The sequence below is a fragment of the Candidatus Deferrimicrobiaceae bacterium genome (genome assembly GCA_036504035.1).
Classification (GTDB): Bacteria; Desulfobacterota; Deferrimicrobia; order Deferrimicrobiales; family Deferrimicrobiaceae; genus JANXPS01.
Window position 1 is genome coordinate 279916 of record DASXVV010000006.1, and the last position, 17144, is coordinate 297059.

The window sequence follows — 17144 nt, forward strand, 5'->3', positions numbered from 1 at the left end:
TTACGACGCTATGAACCGCCCCGGTGTTTCGCCCTCTCGGTGATGAAGAACAGGATCGGCACGGTCATCCGCGACAGCAGCAGCGACGCCACCTCGCCCGCCATCAGCGAAATCGCCAGCCCCTGGAAGATCGGGTCGGCGAGCATCACCGAGGCGCCGACGATGACCGCGGCCGCCGTCAGCAGCATCGGCCGGAAACGGACCGCCCCCGCGTCGATCACCGCCTTGTCGAGCGGCATCCCCTGCTTGAGTCTCAGCTCGATGAAGTCGACCAGGATGATCGAGTTGCGCACCACGATGCCCGCGCCCGCGATGAAGCCGATCATCGAGGTGGCCGTGAAGAACGCGCCCATCAAACCGTGGGCAGGCAGGATGCCGACCAGCGAAAAGGGGATCGCGGCCATGATCGTCACCGGGATGACGAACGACTGGAACCAGCCGACCACGAGGATGTAGATCAGGATCATCACCGCGGCGAAGGCGAGCCCCATGTCGCGGAACACCTCGTAAGTGATGTGCCACTCGCCGTCCCACTTCATCGAGATCTTCTCGTCGGATTCCGGCTGCGCCAGGACGTGCCGCTCCATCTTGTACCCGCCGGGCAGCACCAGGTTGTCGAGCGCCTCGTTGATCTTGAGGATCGCGTAGACCGGGCTCTCGACCGCGCCCGCCACGTCGGCCGTGACGTAGACCACCGGCATCAGGTTCTTGTGGTAGATGCTCTTGTCCGCGACCTCCTCCTCGAGGCGCGTCACCTCGGACAGCGGCACGAGGTTCCCCTGCCGGCCCATCACCCGCAGCTGCTTCAAGCCCTCGATCCGCGACCGGTCGGCAATCGGAAGGCGGACCATGATCGGCACGTCCTCCTTTGCAGTCTGCGAATGCAGGAGGCCCGCCTCGACGCCGGCGGTCGCCAGCCGCAGCGTCCCGGCGATCTGCTCGGCGGTCACGCCCGAGAGCGCCGCCTTCTCCTGGTCGACGACGAAGCGGAACGACGGCTGGTCATCCTCGACGTACCAGTCGACGTCCACGACGCCGTTCGTTTCGGAGAGGATCTTCTTGATCCTGCGCGCCGTCTCGATCTGCCCCTGGTAATCGGGCCCGTAGACCTCGGCCACCAGCGTCTGGAGCACCGGCGGCCCGGGAGGCACTTCGGACACCTTGACGCGCGCGCCGTACTTCGCGGCCACCGCCTGCACGGACGGGCGCACCCGCTTGGCGATGTCGTGGCTCTGCGCCTTGCGATCGTCTTTCCCCACGAGGTTGACCTGGATGTCCGAGACGGTCGGCCCCTGCCGCAGGAAATAGTGGCGCACCAGCCCGTTGAAGTTGTAGGGCGACGCGGTGCCGACGTACGCCTGGAAATTGCGAACCTCGGGCACGCCCGACAGCGTGTCGCCGATCTCGCGCGTGACCGCGGCCGTCTTTTCGAGCGTCGAATCCGTGGGCATGTCGATGACGACCTGGAACTCGCTCTTGTTGTCGAACGGCAGCATCTTGACCTGGACGAACTTGAAATAGACGAGCGAGGCCGACCCGAGCAGCAGCAAAACGACCATCAGCAGGAAGCCGTACCGGTAGAGCGGCCGGTGCAGCAGCCGGTCCATCACTTTCCGGTAGAACCGCGTGGTGGCTCCCTCCCGGTCGTGCTCGTGCCCGTGCGCCTCGCTCTTGAGCAGGCGCACCGCCGCCCACGGCGTGACGATAAAGGCGACCATGAGCGAAAAAAGGATCGCCGCGCTCGCGCCCACCGGGATCGGACGCATGTACGGGCCCATCAGCCCCCGGACGAATGCCATCGGCAGGATCGCCGCGATGACGGTGAAGGTGGCGAGAATCGTCGGGTTGCCGACCTCGTCGACCGCCTCGACCGCGACCTGGGTCAGCGGGCGTCCGGAATTCTCCGGCATCCGGAAGTGGCGCACGATGTTCTCGACGACGACGATCGCGTCGTCGACCAGGATGCCGATCGAGAAGATGAGGGCGAAGAGCGTCACCCGGTTGAGCGTGTAGCCGAACAGGTAGAAGATGGCCAGCGTCAGCGCCAGCGTCACGGGGATGGCCGTGGCGACGACGCCCGACTCGCGACGCCCCAACGTAAGTCCGATGAGGATCGAGACCGACACGACGGCGATCAGCATGTGGAGCAGCAGCTCGTTGGATTTCTCGGCGGCCGTCTCGCCGTAGTTGCGGGTGACGGTCATCTGCACGCCCCCCGGGATCAGCTGTCCGCGCACGCCCGCGACCTTCTCGAGCACCTTGTCGGCGATGACGATCGCGTTCGTGCCCTTGCGCTTGGCGACCGAGAGCGTCACGGCTGGGACGAGCGAAGGGCCGCCCGACTTCCCGGCAGATCCGTTTCCGAAGAAGACATAGTCGGCCGGTTCCTCGGGGCCGTCGACGAGATCGGCGACTTCGCGCAGATAGACGGGCCTGCCACCGGATACTCCGACCACCACGCGCCCCGCCTCCTCGGCGTTGGCCAGGAATCCGCCGGTCTCGACTAGGAACTCGCGGTTGGACGTGGACGCGCTGCCGCTGCGAAGCTGCCGGTTGGCGGCGGAGAGCGCCTGCACGAGCGGCGACGGGGCGACGCCGCGCGACGCCATCCGGGCCGGATCGAGGAGGACGCGAAGCTGCCGCCGCTGCCCGCCGATGATCTTGACCTCGGAGACGTCGGGCACGGTCGTAATCTGGTCGTGGAGGGCGTCCGCCACCTTCCTCAGCGTGAACGGGTCGGACGACGCCCCGGACAGCGTCAGCGCGAGGATGGGAACGTCATCGATCGAACGCGGCTTGACCAGCGGCGGCGTGGCGCCCGGGGGGATAATGTCGAAATTGGCGTGCATCTTGTCGTTGAGGCGGACGATGCTTTTCTCCTCGTCCTGCCCCACCTGGAAGCGGACGATCGCCAGCGACATCCCCGGTGACGTGGTCGAGTAGATGTACTCGACGCCCGGAATCTCCCGGATCAGCTTTTCCATCGGGCGGGTGACCCGTTCCTCGACTTCCTTCGCCGAGGCGCCCGGCATCGAGACGAAGACGTCGATCATCGGGACGACGATCTGCGGCTCTTCCTCGCGCGGAAGCAGCACGACTGCGCCGAGCCCCAGCAGGATCGAGGCGACGATGATCAGCGGCGTAAGCCGGGAATCGATGAAGACGGCCGCAATCCGGCCGGCGATGCCGCGCGGATGGGAACTCAACGCGACACCCGCACCGGCACGCCGTCGGAAAGCCGGTCGACCTTCGAGACGGCCACTCGGGCGCCGGCGTCGACGCCCGAAAGGATCTCGACCCGGCCGCCGTCCGTCGCCCCGGCCTTGACCATCGAAAGGCGGGCGACGTTGTCCGGCGTCACGACGAACAGCGCGTCGAAGCCGCCGCGCGAGACGACCGCCGAGCGCGGGACGGAGAGCACCGACGCCTTGCCCATCGGCACCCGGACCCGCCCGAACAGGCCGGAGCGCAGGTCGGGTGCATTCAATGCCGCCTTGACGGTAAAGGTGCGGCTGCCGGGATCGACCGACGGGACGATCTCGGAAACCGTGGCGGGATATGTTTTCCCCGGCGCGGAATCGAGCGTCACGGAGACGCGGGTCCCGGGGTGCACCGACGCCAGCTGCGTCTCGGGCACCGCCGCCTCGATGCGGTAGCTTCGCGGATCCTCGATCACCACGAGCGGCACGCCCGGCATCGCCATACTCCCGACCTCGGCCTTCTTCTCGACCACGATCCCCGCGAACGGCGCCACGACCCGCGACCACGCCAGCTGCGCCTCGACCGAACGCACCTGCCCCTGCGCCTGGACGATCTTCGCGGCGACCTGGGCGCGCTTCTCGATCGATCGCTCGTGCTCCTTGACCGCCAGCGTGCGACGCGTGCCGACCTCGTCGAACTCCTGCGGCGTGATCACGCGATCGTCGTGCAGCTTCGAATAACGGGCATACGTCGTCTCGGCCAGCGCGCGCCCGGCCTCGGCCTGCGCGATCGCCCGCTCGACCTCTTCCTTCGCCGCCTTCGCCTCGACCACCGCCCCCTGCGCGGAGGCGAGCTGCGCCCGGAGCGGCGCGTCATCGAGCGTGGCGATCGTCGCGCCCTTGCCCAGCCGCATCCCCTCGGACACCGGCATCGACAGGATGCGCCCCATCGCCTGCGGCGCGACCACCGCGACGGTCTTCGCGCGGACCGTGCCGACGAGGTCGACGAACGTGTCGCGCGACTCGGCCGCGACGACGATCATCTCGACGCCCTCGACCGGAGGACGCGCCGCGGGCGTCCCGCCCGTCTTGTCTTTCCCGCCGCACGCGACGATCAGCGACAACACCGCCGCGAGAAGCGCCCCCCTGCCGGCCCACCGGAACCGCATCATCATTTCCTCTCCCCCTGCCCTTCGGGCCGAATGCCCTGCGTCGCCCACGGCAGCAGCGTCCCGGTCGCGTACTCGAGATCGGCCTGCGCCTGCCGCAGGTCGTTGCCCGCCCGCACCTGCCCGGCCCGCGCGCCGTCGAGCGCGGACTGCGCGTCGAGCAGGTCGATCATCTTCCCCAGCTGGTTCTCGTAGCGGGACCGGATCAGCCGAACCCCCTCCTCGGCCGCCGTTACCGCCTCGCGAGCGATCGCCACCCGGGACTCGGCGTCGGATACCGACAGGAATGCCGCCGAGACTTCGTATGCCGCCTGGTCGCCCGCCCCCCGGAGCTGCTCCTGCGCCTTGCGGCTCTCGAGGCGCGCGCGAGCGGTGGACGATTCCTTGCGCAGACCGTCGAACAGGTTCCAGTTGAGGCCGACGCCCACATTCCACGATCGGTTATCGGGATTGAACGGGCTTCCCCCGTCGAGCTGGTACCCTGCCTGGAATCCCACCGTGGGCAGCGACTCGGCGCGCTGGAGATCGATGTTCGCCGAGGCGTTCTTCACGCGCTCGGCGATGGCGGACAGGTCCGCACGCGCATCCCGAGCCGCGGCGATCCGCGTCTCGACCGAGCCGGCCGGCGGCATCGGCGGCATCACGCCCTGGGCGTCGATCGACGTCCCGCCGCGTTCGCCCATCGACAGCGCGAGCGCCTGGCGGGCCAGCGCGAGCCGATTCATTGACGTGACCGAGACGCTCTCGGCCTCGGCCATCGCCACACGCGCCCGAAGCACGTCGGACGCGAGCCCGACGCCTGCCTTCTCGATCTTGCCCGCGAGCGCATGGTGCTCCCGTGCTGCGGCAAGCGACGCGTCGGCGACCGACGCATATTCCCGGGCAGTCTGGACCCCGAGCCAGGCCAGGACGACACGCCGCACCGTTTCCTCGCGCGTCCGGGCGGCATCCATCCCGCGCGCGCCCGCCTCGCGCTGCGCCATGCGGTATCCGAGAAACGCCTTGGGGGCGAAGAGCGGCTGCCGGAGCGAGAGGGAAGTCGTGAAATCGCTCAAGGGGGCCGGATCGTTGAAACGCGCGACGGGGTCGGCGAAGTCGCCGGCCGTCAGCCGCTGGCGGTTCATCTTGAGGCCGAACACCTCGGCGGGCGCCGAGCTGCGGACGAATTTCTCTTCGAAGGAAAGACCGGGGAGGTTGAAGCTGCGCGCGATCTCGACGTCGCGCTTCGCCGCTTCGAGATCGAATCCGGCAACGGACACCGCCGCGTTGTGCAGGAACGCCCGGCGGACCGCCTCGGAAAAATCGACCGGCTCGGACGTCGTGTTGTCGGAAGCGAACGCAGGTGTGGCGGAAAGAAGGGCCGCGGCCGCGAGGACGGCAACGACGCCAAAACAACGGATGCGGTTCGGTCGGGCCATCTTCTTGGTCTCCCTTGGCTTGCCCGGGTGTTGCCCGGGTTGCAACAACTGCGATACGGCAGAGATGCAACGCAAGGAAAATGCCACAACCGCCTGAGGGCGGGTCGTTTGGATTCTTTCTATTAAATCACGTTGTTTCACCGGTTGGTAAAGCGTTCCGTTCGACTGAGTGCATCATCCCGATGCATTCTGCATCCGAAGCCCCCCCCCGGGGATGCCCCGGAAAATTCCGGAATAGCAAAACGGTTTCCCGATTGATACGCTATCGGCAACCCGGCCCTAAAAGGAGCCCTGCCCGCATGAATGCCGATCGCTTGCGCACCTCCCCCGAACGCACCCTTTTCGTCACGGCCGCTATCTTCTCGGCTCTCTGCTGGCTGATCCTCCTCATCACGATCGTCGGAGCCGTTTACGGCGTCCTGATCGGCGCCTTCGTCTTCTTCGCCCACGCGGTCTTCATCGCCCACATCAGGGGCAACGGCGTGAAGATCACCGGGGATCAATTCCCCGAACTTCACGCGAAAATCGCCCTCGCATCCGAGCGCCTCGGACTGGTCACGCCGACCGAGGCCTACGTCATCCAGTCGGGCGGCATGCTCAACGCCTTCGCCACGCGCTTCCTCTCCCGAAATTTCATCGTCCTCTACGCCGATCTCCTCGAAGCGTGCGGCGACGACGGGCACGAAACCGACATGATCATCGGGCACGAGGTCGGTCACCTTGCGTTGAAGCATCTGAAGCGGATGATTTTCCTGCTTCCGGCCCGAGTGGCGCCGTGGCTGGGCTCCGCCTATTCCAGGGCGTGCGAGTCTTCGTGCGATTTATGCGGGATGGAAGTTGCCGGCGACCTCGAAGGATCGATTCGCGGGCTGGCGATCCTGGCCACCGGCGGGAAGTATGCCCGGCGCCTCGACGTCGACGCCTATATGAAACAAGTCGGGGAAACCAACGGTTTCTGGATGTCGGTCTGCGAACTGAACGCCAGCCACCCGTTTCTCTCGAAGCGGATCGCCAGTCTGATCAACCATCGTAATCCCGGGACCATTCCGGTCCCGGGCCGCCACCCGCTGGCCTATCCGGTGGCCCCGTTCCTCGGAGTCGGTCCGGCCTCCGGTGGGTCGGGCGGTCTGGTGATGGTGATGATCCTCGGGATCCTCGCCGCGATCGCCATTCCGAATTACATGCAGTTCAAGGAGAAGGCGGAAAAAGCGGCAGCCGCCCGTCATGAATTGCGCCTTCCGCCGATCCCGGCGTCTACTTCCCCTTGATCACCGCGATCGTGTACTTCTCGGTGGAGAGCACCTTCTTCGCCATCGCATTGACCTGGTCGAGCGTGACCGCCTGGATCAGCTCGGGCGCCTTGAACGTCTCTTCGTAGCCGGTCCCGTACAACTCGTTGTACATCATCCGGTCGGCGTAGGCGCCGTTGCTCTGGAGACCGATCTCGTAGTTGCCGATCATCCATTTCTTCGCGCGGTCGAATTCTTCCTGCGTCACGCCGTGATCGCGGACGTCGGCGATCTCCTTCAGCGTATCGGCGATGGCCACGTCGAGCTTGTCGCTGCTCGTCCCCATGTAGAACGCGAAGAAGCCGGGGTCGACCTGCTCGGAGGAGAAGGAGGTCACCGAGTAGGCGAGCGATTTCTTGTCGCGCAGGTTGGTGAAGAGGCGGCCTCCCATTCCCGCAAGCGCCGAGCCCAGCACGTCGAGCGGGTACCGCTCGGAATCGGTGAACGTCAGCCCGGGATAGCCGATGACGAAATGCGCCTGCTCCTTGGTGCGCTGCTCCTCGGCCTTGCGGATGCCGTCGGCCGGAGGGACCGGAAGCGCTCCCAGGACCCCGAATCCCTTGCGCTGCGGCATCGCGCCGAACGCGTCACGCACCATGGCGATCGCCTCGTCGGTGCCGATGTCGCCGGAGACCGTGACCACGAGGTTGCGCGGGTCGGACCAGCGCTCAAAGTATGCCTTGACCGCCTCGGGCGTCAGCGCCTTGATCGTCTCCTCGGTGCCCAGCGGGTTGCGCGAATACGGGTGTTCGCCGTAGTGCGTCGCGAGGAACAGGAGAAAGACGGACTGCGTCAGCTCGTCCTTCTGCAGCTTGAGGCGGCCGAGCATCTCCTTGCGTTTCTTCTCGAGCTCGTCGGCCGGGAAGGTCGGCGACAGCAGCGATTCGGTGAACAGCGCGAAGCCCTTGTCGAAATCGCGCCGCATGAACTTGGCGCGCAGGCCGAACGAGTTGCGGCCGGCGAAGGACGACAGATCGCCCGCCATGTCCTCGACCGCCACGGCGATCTCGCGCGCGTTGCGCTTCGGGGTCCCCTTGGTCAGCAGCTCGGCCATGACGGCGCTGACGCCGCCCTGTTCCTTCGGCTCGGCGCGAAGGCCGCCCAGGAAGCCGGCTTCGACGGACACGACCGGGACGGCGTGATTCTCGCGAACGATGACCCGGATGCCGTTCTCGAGCGTCTCTTTCCGGACCGCGCCCGACGGCTTCTTCGCGGCTTTCGCCCCTTCCTTCGACGCCTCGGCCCAGATCTCGGCCGCAATCCGGCGAACGGCGTCCTCGGACAGGTGCGACCCGTCGCCCTTCGGCAGGACGGCCGACACGGTGAGCTTCTCGGGCGACAGGCAGCTTTTCGCCACCCGGAGAATGTCGGCGGCGGTCACGGCTCGGATCTTCTGGATGTATTGCTCTTCGAAGGCCGCGTCGCCCAGCGCCGTCTCGAAGAAGCCGACGTGGCGCGCCAGCGACCCCTGCGACTCGAGCGAATAGAGAAAATCGCTCTCGGTGCCGGTCTTGGCACGCGCCAGCTCGGGGCCTTGCGGCAGCTCGAACGCCATTCGGAACGTCTGGCGCAGGATCTCGCGATAGGCGTCCTCGGCCTTGTCGGGCGCGGCGGTCGCTCCGACCATCAGGAGCCCCGCATCCCGCGGCGTGTAGGAATAGGCGCTGATCGAGTCGACGAGCTGCTTCTTGTCCTTCACCTCATGATAGAGACGGGAGGTCTGGCCGCCCCCGAGGATGATCGAGAGCAGGTCCCACGCGAACACGTCGTTGTCGGCGATCGCGGGGCCGTGGAAGCCCAGGTCGAGGTAGACGCGGCGCGCGTCGCGCTCCTGCACCTTGACCCGGATGGCGTCCTGCGGCGGCTCTGGCGGCCGGAGATCCACCGGCGCCGGGGCGGCGGGCAGCCCGCCGAAGATCTTCTGGATGACGGGCCGCGACGCCTTTGCGTCGATGCCGCCGGTGATCACGAGCACCATGTTGGACGGAACGTAATGCCGTCTGAAATAGGCGAGCAGGTCTTCGCGCGTCGTCGCCTTGATGGTTTCGGGATAGCCGATCACGGGACGCCCGTACGGGTGGACCGTGTAGGCGGTGCGGAAAAGCGCCTTGGATCCGACGCGGCCGGGGTCGTCCTCGTTCATGTGCACTTCCTCGAGGATGACCTCGAGCTCGCGCTTGAGCTCGTTCTCGTCGAAGAGCGAGTCGCCGAGCGTGTCGGCCAGGATGTCGAGCGCATTTTCGAGGTAGCGGCCTGAAATGGTGATGTGGTAGACGGTCTGGTCGAAGCTGGTGTAGGCGTTGATCTCGCCGCCCAACGCCTCGACCTCGCGCGCGATCTGGTTGGGGCCGCGCCGATGCGTCCCCTTGAACGCCATGTGCTCGAGGATGTGGGACATGCCGGCCCGGACTTCGGGCTCGGTGGTGCTGCCCGCCTTGACCCAGACCTGGACCGCCACGACGGGGGACGAGCGGTTTTCACGAATCACGACCGTCAGGCCGTTGCCCAGCGTGTACTTGTCGATCACCTTTGCCTCCTCGGACGGGGACGCTTCGCCCGCCGCGTTGACTGTGCTGCCGAATCCGAACCCTGCCACCAGCGCCGCCAGAAGAAGGCATAACACCGCATTCCGTACGTCTCTCATCGCACGCCCCGACCTGTTCCGATTCTAATGGGATTTTTTAGATGTCGGTGTCCCGGCGCGGATTCGAAGCCGCCGGGACACCCGATGCAAGACTACCGCGGGCGCGACGAAGAGGACGTCGGCCGACGCGAATCCTTGCGGGGGCCTGTGCCGTAGCGCGACGGCTTGCCCGCCTGCTCGAAGCGGCGACGCTGCGCCGAGTGGATATTGGCATCGGCCGGGGACGACGCGGCGAAGTCGGCGGCGCTGATCACGTAAGGATTCTTGAGCAGCTTCGACTTGGTCGGCTCGAGCGCGGTCGGCGGCCCCGGGTTGAGCTCGGAGCGGTACGCGTGGTTGTCGACGATCTTCAGGTGTTTCTTGATGAGCCGTTCGACGGACTGCAGGAACGGCCGCTCCTCGATGGCGCAGAACGAGAAAGCGACGCCGGTCAGCCCGGCGCGGCCGGTGCGGCCGATCCGGTGGACGTAGCTCTCGGGCTCGTTGGGCAGGTCGTAGTTGATGACGTGGGACAGCTCGTTGATGTCGAGGCCGCGCGCGGCGATGTCGGTGGCGACGAGCACGCGCGTGCTTCCCTTCTTGAAGGCGGCCAGCGCCCGCTCGCGGGCGTTCTGGGACCGGTCTCCGTGGATCGCCTCGACGCGGATGCCGGCGCGCTGGAGCGACCGCTCGATCCGGTCGGCGCCGTGCTTGGTGCGCGAGAAGACGAGCGCGTTCTTGACGTCGTCGCCGACGAGCAGCTCTTTCAGCAGGTCGATCTTGTTGGACTTCTCGACGTAGTAGACGAACTGCTCGATCATGTCGGCCGTCGCCGCGACGGGCGTGACCGCGACCTCGACCGGGTCGCGCAGGATCGTGTCGGCCAGGCGGCGGATGTCGTAGGGCATCGTCGCCGAGAACATGAGCGTCTGGCGCTCCTTCGGGATCAGCTCGATGATGCGGCGGATGTCGTTGATGAAGCCCATGTCGAGCATCCGGTCGGCCTCGTCGAGGACCAGCGTCTCGACCTTGTCGAGATAGACGAAGCGCTGCTGGATCAGGTCGAGCAGCCGTCCCGGCGTGGCGACCAGGACATCGACGCCCTTGCGCAGGGCATCGGTCTGGGGCCGCTGGCTGACGCCGCCGAAGACGACGGTGTTGCGCAGCGCGGTGTATCGGCCGTAGGCGGTGAACGAATCGGCGATCTGGCTCGCCAGCTCGCGGGTCGGCGAAAGCACCAGGCAGCGGATGTTGCGCCGCCCGCTCTTCAGCGGCTCGGCCGAGAGGCGATTGAGGATCGGCAGCGCGAACGCCGCGGTCTTGCCCGTGCCGGTCTGGGCGCAGCCGAGCAGGTCTTTCCCTTCCATCACGTGGGGAATGGCCTTCTCTTGAATGGGGGTGGGGGTTTCGTACTTTTCGGCCTTGACGGCGCGAAGAATCTCGGGCGAGAGCCCGAACTCGTCGAACTTCATGCAATTGCTCCTTCTTTTTACCGGCGGCGTTCGGAAGTTTCCCAAGGCGCACGCAAGTGTGCCAGGGAGGAAAGCCGCGGTTGCAGTGGGATCACCACGCGCAATCCGCGGAGACGGGACCATCCCGCCGCCCAATCTTCCGAAGGTAAAGACCCTGACGCATCGCAGGGTGAGTAAGGAAGGGATTGCAGTTCGTGATTTGCCAAGCTGGGTCCACTATACACGCCGTGCGGGAAAACGCAAGCCCGCCAAGCCGCGCGGCGGTGGCGACGGCTTTTCTCGCATGAGCGGGGGGTATTTTCGGGGTACGGCTTGCTCACGCATCCCTGCGTTCGCTGCGCCTCGGGTACCCGCTCGCGGCGCCCTCCATGGCGCCCCAAACCGCTCGGGGCACACGCCCCCGAAAATGCCCCCACCGCTATGCGATCACCGTCGCCGTGACGCTTGCCGAAGCGGGGCGCCCGAATGCCGCGTGATCCGTAGCGGAGCGGGCAGGGGGGTCTGAACGCAGTGCCGGTGGATAGAAGTGTTGCGGCTGACGACGGAGTGAGCGGCCCCCCTCCCGCGGAGCCTAGGATTTCAGGGCATTCGGCTCACGCTTCCAGAGGCGTCCCAGGGCGGCCGTCAGGGCGAACGCGAGGAGGGTGCGGATGCCGAGGATCATCGACATGCTGCCGCCAATGGCGCCGAACACCAGCGTGTCCTCGACCACGGCGTGGCACGTCGCAAGGAAAAGCCCCATCAGGAAGAGGTCGCGCTTCGGGAGCCCCTTTTCCTGCGCCACCCGGATGATGATTCCGGCCCCGTAGGCGATGCCGAGAAAAATGCCCGTGAACAGCGGGACGGCGGAATCGGCGGTCAGCCCCATCCCGCGCATCGCCGGGTCGACCGCGCGCCCGGCCTTCCGGAAGACCGGCATGTGCCGCAACAGCTCGAACAGCGCGACGAGCGGCACGATGATCAGCACCAGCTTGGCCGAAAGCCGGAGCGCGCCCAGAAGGCTGTTTCCCAGCGCATCGGCGAAGGGAAGCCGGATCGCCACGGACGCCGTGGCTGCGGCGACCGCCTTGACCGGGGCGGCCCCCGTCAGATCGAGCAGCCCGAGCAACCGGGCTCCGTTGAGCCCCAGCCCGGCGACGATCGCCAGCAGAATCCGCAGCAGCGTCAGCGCCGTCCCGCGCGTCCCCGTGCTGCCCAGGACGCCTCCTTCGAGGAGCAGGTTGTGGGCGATCCCCATCATCAGCCCGCACTGCGTCACCTGGAACGCGTCGAGGCCCAGAGGCACGATGATCGCGAGCCCCGCGTAGATGTTGAGCAGCCCCGCGGCGACGAAGGCGAAGGCCGACGTGCCCGGCAGCCCGAACAGCGCCATCGCGGGGGCGAACAGACGCCCCAGCGCATCGACCGCGGGCGTCGTGGTCTTGAGCAGGTCGACCCCGACATAGATCGGGAAGGTGATCCGGGCGATCTTCAGCGCCGTACGGAAGCCGCCGGACAGGCCGGTGCGCAAGCGCGTGCGGATATCGGGAGCCTCGGGCAACATGGTCTATCAGGGTACCAAATGCGATACGCCGGGAATGCTATAATTTTCCGTTCATAAGGAGGGAACTCATGCCATCGTTCGATATCGTGTCCACGGTCGACATGCAGGAAGTCGACAATGCGGTCAACCAGGCCATCAAGGAAATCGGGCAGCGCTACGACTTCAAGGGATCGAAGAGCGAGTTGACCCTCGAGAAGGAGGGCATCAAAGTGCTCTCCGACGACGACTACAAGCTCAAGGCGGTCATCGACGTCCTGCAGTCCAAGCTCCTGAAGCGCGGCATCTCGATCAAGGCGCTCGAGTACGGCAAGGTCGAGCCGGCGAGCGGCGGCGCCGTCCGCCAGATGATCACGATCCAGCAGGGCATCTCCAAGGAGAAGGGGAAGGAAATCAACGCCCTCATCAAGGAGAGCAAGCTCAAGGTGCAGTCGCAGATCCAGGACGAGCAGGTCCGGGTGACCGGCAAGAACCGCGACGACCTGCAGGCGGCCATTGCGCTTTTCAAGGGGAAGGATCTCGGCATCGACATGCAATACGTCAACTTCCGGGACTAGCGGGAAGCGCCCGCTTGCGCCTGGGAAAAGCCATCGCCGTCTCGCTGGCCATTCACCTGCTGGCGGCCGGATGCGTCGCCATCGGTTCCGGGATCAAGCGGTACACCCGGAAGCCGGCGCCCGATGCCGTCTTCGCCGAGCTGTTGCCGCCTTCGCCCGCTCCGGCCCCCGACACCGCTCACCGATTGCCCGACCAACTCGCCGAAACGCCGATGCCGGCACAGGCGCAGGAAACGCCCCCGGATCCGCCCGCGACCCGCGAACCCTCGCCCCCGCCGGCGCCCACCGCCGCGCAGCCGCCGCCCCGGCCTGCGTCTGTCTCGACTGCGGCTGTCTCAACTGCCGCCCTCGCGACGTCGCCCGTTTCCCCGGCCGACAACGCCGCGGTCGCCTCTCCCGGCGAAATGCCCGATCGCCAATCGTCCGATATCACCCGGATGCACCGCATGGCGGCGATCTCGACGGCGGCGTTCTACAGGGACGTGCCCGCCGAGCTTTCGCAGGTGATCAATTCGGTTCTGGAGGGGGGAACGCTCCTGTCGCAGGGCGACGCCCTCATCCACATGGACGTAACGCCCGCGGGGCAGGTGGGACAGGCGCACATCCAGGCCAACTCCCCCGCACTCCTCAACCGGCTCGAGCAGGTCGAGTGGACCCGGACGCTGCCGCCCCGGCCGATGGCGGCCTGCAACGCCATCCACCTTCGGATCTCGGTCGTGGGCAACGACATCCAGGTCAACGTCGAGTTTCTCTGACCCGGCGCGCCCCGGCCGCCGCTCAGAATCGATATTCCCGGTTGGACGGGTCGAAGTCCCGATCGGTCAGGCCGACGTTGAGCCTGAGCGCGTCGTACCAGTACTCCTCCATCGGCAGGCCGTCCCACCCATAGGCGGAAACCCGGATCGGGAGACCCGTTGCCCGGTCGAAGTTCACGATGAGCGCCTTCGCGTAATAGCCCTTCCCCGCCGGGAGCTGCACCGAGAAGATGTCGGTCGTGCGGTCGCCCAGCGCATCCTCGCCACCGTAAAGCCACTTCCCGTCGCCCGCCTTCCGGCTCTGCTCCCACGTCCGGACGAGCATGTCGAGCAAATCGCCCAGGCTCGATTCGTCGATCGGATGACGGTTTTCCTTCATCGCCCGCGGGTCGCGCGGCTCCATCCGAAGCGTGACGAAGCCGAGGAAGCCGCCCGTGTGGGCCAGCATCTTCCCCCCGTTCTTCCCCCGGACGTAAAGCGCCTCGGTCCCCGCCATGCCGTCCTCGGTCCACTTCATGTAGACCGCGTAAGGCTTGCGGAACTTGATTTGGATCCCCTTCTGCCGGTAGAGCTGGTCACCGTGCCGTTCCTGCCGGTGCAGCGCGCACGTGTAGTCCTCGACCTTGGCCCATGCCGCCTTCGCCCGATCGAGCGTTTCCCCGATCTCGGGGGCCGACGCCGCGGACGCCACGGACGCCCCGACGCACAGCAGGAGCAGACCGGCAGCGAACCCCCGGGCCGTGCGCAAAGCCGTACTCACGACGAGGACTTGCGCGCCTTCGCGAGCGCCTCGGCGAAAGCGGAGAGCGGCGCGGCGGGCCGCGGCGACGCCGGCTTGCCCGGCTTCGGCATCCCGCTCCCATGGCCGGACTGCGCATGCCTGCCACCTGCCGCTGCGGCACGCGGTGCAGCGGGCGAGGTGCGGTGCGCGGCTGCGCCCGAAGAACCGGCGCCCTCGGAAGGCGGGACCGTTTCGCTGCTGCGCATCGACAGGGCGATCCGGCGGCGGGGAAGGTCGACCTCGACCACGGTGACGGTGACGCGCTGCTGGACCTTGACGATCTCGGACGGCTCCTGGACGAAGCGGTCGGCCAGCCGGCTGATGTGGACCAGGCCGTCCTGATGGACGCCGATGTCGACGAAGGCGCCGAACGCCGTGACGTTCGTGACGATGCCGGGCAGCCTCATGCCGACGACAAGGTCCTCCATCTTCTCGACGCCATCGGCGAATCGGACCGCCTCGAACCGCTCGCGCGGGTCGCGGCCGGGCCGGGCCAGCTCCGCCAGGATGTCGTTCAGCGTGGGCAGCCCGACGGTCTCGGTCACGTACCGGGAGAGGACGATCTTTTCCCGCAGTGCCGCATCGCGCATGAGGTCGGCCGGCGCGCAGCCAAGGTCGCGCGCCATGGCCTCGACGATCGGATAGCTCTCGGGGTGCACCGCGCTGCCGTCGAGCGGGTTCTCCCCCTCCCGGATGCGCAGGAAGCCGGCCGCCTGCTCGAACGCCTTGGGCCCCAGCCTCGGGACCTTCCGGAGCGAATCGCGCGATGCGTAGGGACCGTGCGCGTCCCGGTACGAGACGATCGCCGTCGCGAGCGACGGCCCCAGCCCCGACACATACGAAAGGAGAGGCCGGCTCGCCGTGTTGACCTCGACGCCGACCGCGTTGACGCAGCTCTCGACCACATCGTCGAGACTGCGGCGCAGCGCGGGCTGCTCGACGTCGTGCTGGTACTGCCCGACGCCGATCGACTTGGGATCGATCTTGACCAGCTCGGCCAGCGGGTCCATCAATCGCCGCCCTATGGAGACGGAACCGCGCACCGTCAGGTCGTGGTCGGGAAACTCTTCGCGCGCGATCTCGGAGGCGGAATAGATCGAGGCGCCGCTCTCGTTGACCGACACGACGGACGGCTGCCCGGGCAGCGGCTGCGCCCGGAGGAACGCCTCGGTCTCTCGGCCGGCGGTCCCGTTGCCCACGGCCACCAGCTCGATGGAATACTTCTCGCACATCGACAAGACGGCCGCGACGGCATCGGCGCGCTGGCGCTCGGAAGCGTGCGGGTAGATCGTCTCCGCGTGGAGCAGCTTTCCCTGCCGGTCGAGGCAGACCGCCTTGCAGCCGGTCCGGAAGCCGGGATCGAGCGCGAGGACGTTCTTTTGTCCCGCCGCGGGCGAGAGCAGGAGCTGCCGGAGGTTAGACGCGAACACGCGAATCGCCTCGGCGTCTGCGCGACGGCGTCCCTCCATCCGCGCCTCGGTCTCGATGGCGGGGCCGAGCAGGCGCCGGTAGCCGTCCTCGACCGCCGCGCGCACCTGCATCGAGGCCGCGCCCTCTCCCCCGACGAACCGGCCGCAAAGAAGCGCAACCGCCTCGTCTTCCGGCGGCGTCAGGCGAAGGTACAGAAAGCCCTCCTTCTCGCCGCGGCGCATCGCCAGGACGCGGTGCGAGGGGGCGGTGGCGGTGGCCTCGTCCCACTCGAAATAATCGCGGTACTTGGCCCCTTCCGCCTCCTTGCCCGGCGCCACCCGGCTCCGCAGGACGCCCTTCTCGAAGTAGAGCGACCGGATCGCGGCGCGCGCATCGGCATCCTCGCTCACCCGCTCGGCCAGGATGTCGCGGGCGCCGGCCAACGCGTCATCGGCGGAAGCGACCCCCTTTCCCGCATCGACGTACGGCAACGCCGCGTCCGCGGGATCGGCCGCCCCTTGCGCCCAGAGCAGATCGGCCAGCGGCTCGAGCCCCTTTTCGCGGGCGATCGTCGCGCGCGTCCTGCGCTTGGGGCGGTAGGGGAGATAGATGTCCTCGAGCGCCGACAGGGTTTTCGCCCCGCCGACCTTTTCCTTGAGCGCGTCGTCCAGCAAGCCCCGTTCGGAGAGCGAAGCCAGCACCGCATCGCGCCGCTTGTCGAGCTCGGCCATTTGCTCCAGCCGGTCCCGGATCGCCGCGACGGCCACCTCGTCGAGTGCCCCCGTGGCCTCCTTTCGATAGCGGGCGATGAAGGGGATCGTGGCGGAATCCGCCAGAAGGGCCGCCGTGGCGGCCACCTGGCCCTCTCCGATCGACAGCTCCCGTGCGACAGCGGAAATATAGGTGTCCTGCATCATGTTTTCTGCGTCC

General features: G+C 67.2%; 11 protein-coding genes. 3 read left to right on the forward strand and 8 right to left on the reverse strand.

Annotated features, from left to right (window positions below):
* Positions 1-8 precede the first annotated feature (8 nt).
* Genes VGK27_02580 through VGK27_02590 form a run of 3 tightly spaced genes read right to left on the reverse strand, consistent with a single transcriptional unit; the run spans position 9 to position 5787 of the window.
* On the reverse strand, positions 9-3206 hold the full coding sequence (locus VGK27_02580; protein ID HEY3488991.1) for an efflux RND transporter permease subunit: 3198 nt from the start codon (positions 3204-3206) through the stop codon (positions 9-11).
* A complete protein-coding gene (locus VGK27_02585; GenBank protein ID HEY3488992.1) occupies positions 3203-4375 on the reverse strand; it encodes an efflux RND transporter periplasmic adaptor subunit in 1173 nt (390 codons plus the stop codon). The genes VGK27_02580 and VGK27_02585 overlap by 4 nt, the downstream gene beginning before the upstream one ends.
* On the reverse strand, positions 4372-5787 hold the full coding sequence (locus VGK27_02590; GenBank protein HEY3488993.1) for a TolC family protein: 1416 nt from the start codon (positions 5785-5787) through the stop codon (positions 4372-4374). Before VGK27_02590 ends, VGK27_02585 begins: the two co-directional genes overlap by 4 nt.
* A gap of 299 nt (positions 5788-6086) precedes the next feature.
* On the opposite strand from VGK27_02590, the gene VGK27_02595 reads away from it, so the two are divergent.
* The gene (locus VGK27_02595) at positions 6087-7055 is read left to right on the forward strand and encodes a M48 family metallopeptidase (protein ID HEY3488994.1); all 969 of its coding nucleotides are present in this window, start codon (positions 6087-6089) and stop codon (positions 7053-7055) included.
* Here VGK27_02595 and VGK27_02600 read toward each other — a convergent pair.
* From VGK27_02600 to VGK27_02610, 3 genes are all read right to left on the reverse strand, one after another.
* Positions 7042-9720 (reverse strand): pitrilysin family protein, encoded by a 2679-nt coding sequence (locus tag VGK27_02600; protein HEY3488995.1) that lies wholly within the window; start codon positions 9718-9720, stop codon positions 7042-7044. The two genes, VGK27_02595 and VGK27_02600, sit on opposite strands and share 14 nt — an antisense overlap.
* 92 nt (positions 9721-9812) lie before the next feature.
* Positions 9813-11171 carry a DEAD/DEAH box helicase gene (locus VGK27_02605; protein ID HEY3488996.1) on the reverse strand — a complete coding sequence of 453 codons (1359 nt, stop codon included), beginning with the start codon at positions 11169-11171 and terminating at the stop codon, positions 9813-9815.
* A 571-nt stretch (positions 11172-11742) separates the two neighbouring features.
* Complete coding sequence (locus VGK27_02610) at positions 11743-12714, reverse strand: nucleoside recognition domain-containing protein (GenBank protein ID HEY3488997.1); 972 nt, start codon at positions 12712-12714, stop codon at positions 11743-11745.
* 68 nt (positions 12715-12782) lie between these two features.
* On the opposite strand from VGK27_02610, the gene VGK27_02615 reads away from it, so the two are divergent.
* Together VGK27_02615 and VGK27_02620 are read left to right on the forward strand one after the other, a co-directional pair.
* On the forward strand, positions 12783-13268 hold the full coding sequence (locus VGK27_02615; GenBank protein HEY3488998.1) for a YajQ family cyclic di-GMP-binding protein: 486 nt from the start codon (positions 12783-12785) through the stop codon (positions 13266-13268).
* A gap of 14 nt (positions 13269-13282) precedes the next feature.
* The gene (locus tag VGK27_02620; GenBank protein HEY3488999.1) at positions 13283-14023 is read left to right on the forward strand and encodes a hypothetical protein; all 741 of its coding nucleotides are present in this window, start codon (positions 13283-13285) and stop codon (positions 14021-14023) included.
* 22 nt (positions 14024-14045) lie between these two features.
* Here VGK27_02620 and VGK27_02625 read toward each other — a convergent pair whose 3' ends face one another.
* Both VGK27_02625 and VGK27_02630 read right to left on the reverse strand, forming a co-directional pair.
* Positions 14046-14783 carry a DUF1571 domain-containing protein gene (locus tag VGK27_02625; protein HEY3489000.1) on the reverse strand — a complete coding sequence of 246 codons (738 nt, stop codon included), beginning with the start codon at positions 14781-14783 and terminating at the stop codon, positions 14046-14048.
* Positions 14780-17131 carry a Tex family protein gene (locus VGK27_02630; protein HEY3489001.1) on the reverse strand — a complete coding sequence of 784 codons (2352 nt, stop codon included), beginning with the start codon at positions 17129-17131 and terminating at the stop codon, positions 14780-14782. Before VGK27_02630 ends, VGK27_02625 begins: the two co-directional genes overlap by 4 nt.
* Positions 17132-17144 lie beyond the last annotated feature (13 nt).